We start from the raw sequence: 2,580 nt of genomic DNA, 5'->3' as shown, positions 1-2,580 counted from the left end.
CTTCCCTGAAGTGCTCGACGAGTGCTGCGCGAGTGTCCTTGACCTTCTGGCGCGGCAGGACCGGCGTATCCTTGCATGAGCCTTCCAGTGCCGCGCGCGACAGGCAGGAGAGGAATTCCTCGTTTCCCATGTTGGCCAGAAAATCATCCGCGTCGATCGCATCGCCGGCCACGCGCGCGACAATGCCGCTGTTCGACCTGTTCTCACGGCAGGAGAGCACGTCAATCAGCAGCGACCGCACCGCGGCGCGCAACGTGTCGATGTCGAATTCGAGGACGCCCTCCGGATTGAACAAGCGCGCTGCGTGTTCGCCGAGGCTTGCGGCTCCAAAATAGGAGATGTCGCGGGCGCCGGATGCGACGCTGACATTCTGGCCGGCGAAGGCCAGAACAAGCAGCGCCATCAGCGTGTCGTCCTCGATCGGCGCGCGGGCAAGCGCCTCATGCAGCGCGTCGGTGCGCAAATCGCCGATCATCTCGATGCCCTTGCGGGTGACATCCGGGCGCGACGCCGAGACGATGCCGGCGTCGTCCGCACCGTCGGTGCCGGCGCCGCTGTCGCCCTTGGCCTTGACCTTCTTGGCCTCGGGGAGACGGTAGTGCACCGACTGCACTTTGCCGTCGCGGTCGAGATACATCGCCGTGCAGTCCGACTTCGCGGGCTTGCCGTAGACCCGCTCTGCCTTCTTCGGCAGTTCCGGCTGGCCCCAACCGTTGACTTCGACGAGCATACCCTTCCTGGGCAGATTGTTCGTCATCCACTCCTGCTGGGCGCCGAGGAAAGCCTCGACGTCGGTCGTATACCGGCTATCCTCGTCGGCTGGCGCGAACAGGTCCTCGACCCAGGCGATGCCGTAGGCCTGCGCCAGGTCGTCGCCGAAGCTTGCATCGCGCGCATACATGCGGGTCTTTGTGAGGCCCTGCGCCACACTCCACCACGACACCTGCGGATCGGCCTTCGACGGCTTGTGCTTCTTCCAGCCTTGCCTTTGGTCTTCAAGCGAGGCGGAAGCGATCGTGCGCAGCTGGCTTTCGTTGGGCATGTCGCCCCTGGCCATGTGGTCGAGCATGGCGGGAAGGACGTTTGCCAGCAGTCGCAGTTTTCGGATCTGGCGCAGCGGCTGCGCGAGCGCAACGCCGATTGCCTCCTCGGTCCAGCCGAGCGCGACCAGGCGTTCGATCGCCCGCCACTGGTCGACGGGATTGAGGGGCGAGAAAGCCACGTTCTCGATCATCGAGCGCATGGCGCCGTTGTCGCCTGCGGCTTCCTCGACCAGGACCTCGATTTCCTCGAGACCTGCGGCAATCGCCTGTTTCACCCGGCGATGGCCGGCATTGATGATATAGCCATTGCCGCCGTCAACCTCAGCCGCGACGATGGGCGGCTGCACGATCCCGACTGCCTTGATGGTGGCCAGGAGCAGCGCGTCGGCCTGCGGTGACGATTTTGTCTGGCGCGTACGGTCGGGATTATCCTTCAGCGCGCGCGGATCGACTTTGATGAGATGCATGGGGATGTTCCTTTCGAGATTGAGGCGGCCGTTGAAGCCGTCTTTTCTGGTCTTCTTCCTGAAGACATCCCCGGCACCGCGGAACGGGCGGGCCGGCGCAACTGCGGCCGAGCATCCCTGCCTGGCCGGACAAGCGGGGCTTTCAGCCCTGCGCAGGACGACGGGCCGGGATCGCGAGCGGCGCGGTTGAGCGTAAGCGGCGGCGGCCAGCCCGATCAGCGAGCAGCCTCCTCTTCCCTTTTTCGTTTCTCCTTCCCCGGTACTGGCCTGGAACCGTCCCCCGGCGTGCGCTCGCCATCCAGGGCCGCGCCGCCACCTCGTCCTTTGGGGGAGCTATACGCTCGAGCGTTGTGGGGTGGCCAGCGCGTCGGGAAGTCGCCGATAGTTGGACCCGACGGGCCCTCTCAGAGCAGGGGCGATTTTTCGGTTGTCGGGAGAGAGCATCTTGGCTATTTCTCGCTTCGATATTTCAAGGATTATTGAAACGTGGACGAACATCGAGCCCTGATCGTCTTTGGCGCCCTGTCGCAGGAGACGCGCCTGCGCGTTCTGCGACTGCTGGTGGTTGCCGGGCCTGATGGCATTGCCGCTGGTGCGCTCGCCGAACAGGTCGAGGTCTCACCGTCCAACGTCAGCTTCCATCTCAAGGAGCTGGAGCGCGCCGGCCTGGTCACGCAGCGGCGCGACGCGCGCTCGATCCTCTACAGCGCAGAATACGACGCTCTGTCCGGCCTGATCCGCTTCCTGATGGAGGATTGCTGCTCCGGCCGCCCGGAGATATGCGCGCCGGCGCTTGCAGCACCATGCTGCCGGCCGGGCGAGGCAACGTGTAAATGAAAGCCTTCGATCTTCCGCGCCGGTTCGCCGCCGAGGCCCTGGGCACCGGCTTCCTGGTTGCAACCGTGGTCGGCTCCGGCATCATGGCCGACACGCTGACGCATGACGCGGCGCTGGCGCTGCTGGGCAACGCGCTTGCGACCGGCACCATGCTTGTGGTCTTGATTACCATCCTCGGGGCGGTCTCAGGAGCGCATTTCAATCCGGTCGTCTCGCTGGTGTTCTGCTTGAAC

At 64.9% G+C, this 2,580-nt stretch carries 3 protein-coding genes; 2 read left to right on the top strand and 1 reads right to left on the bottom strand.

Annotated elements, in window-relative coordinates; translation table 11 throughout:
* Window positions 1-1,510: ParB N-terminal domain-containing protein (locus tag EOA38_RS33290; protein ID WP_127301227.1), on the bottom strand; the 1,510-nt coding region annotated here is incomplete at its 3' end.
* Window positions 1,511-1,996: 486 nt separating this feature from the next.
* Here EOA38_RS33290 and EOA38_RS33285 point away from each other — a divergent pair.
* Together EOA38_RS33285 and EOA38_RS33280 are read left to right on the top strand one after the other, a co-directional pair.
* Window positions 1,997-2,347: a metalloregulator ArsR/SmtB family transcription factor gene (locus tag EOA38_RS33285; RefSeq protein WP_127301226.1), complete on the top strand. Its 351-nt coding sequence runs from the start codon at window positions 1,997-1,999 to the stop codon at window positions 2,345-2,347.
* Window positions 2,344-2,580, top strand: a 237-nt coding sequence (locus EOA38_RS33280) for an aquaporin (protein ID WP_189435093.1), incomplete at its 3' end; no start/stop codon positions are given. The genes EOA38_RS33285 and EOA38_RS33280, both read left to right, overlap by 4 nt.

This window comes from Mesorhizobium sp. M1E.F.Ca.ET.041.01.1.1 (assembly GCF_003997355.1).
Classification (GTDB): Bacteria; Pseudomonadota; Alphaproteobacteria; order Rhizobiales; family Rhizobiaceae; genus Mesorhizobium.
Note: the sequence above shows the minus strand (reverse complement) of the source record. Positions and strands in the feature narration are given on the sequence as shown.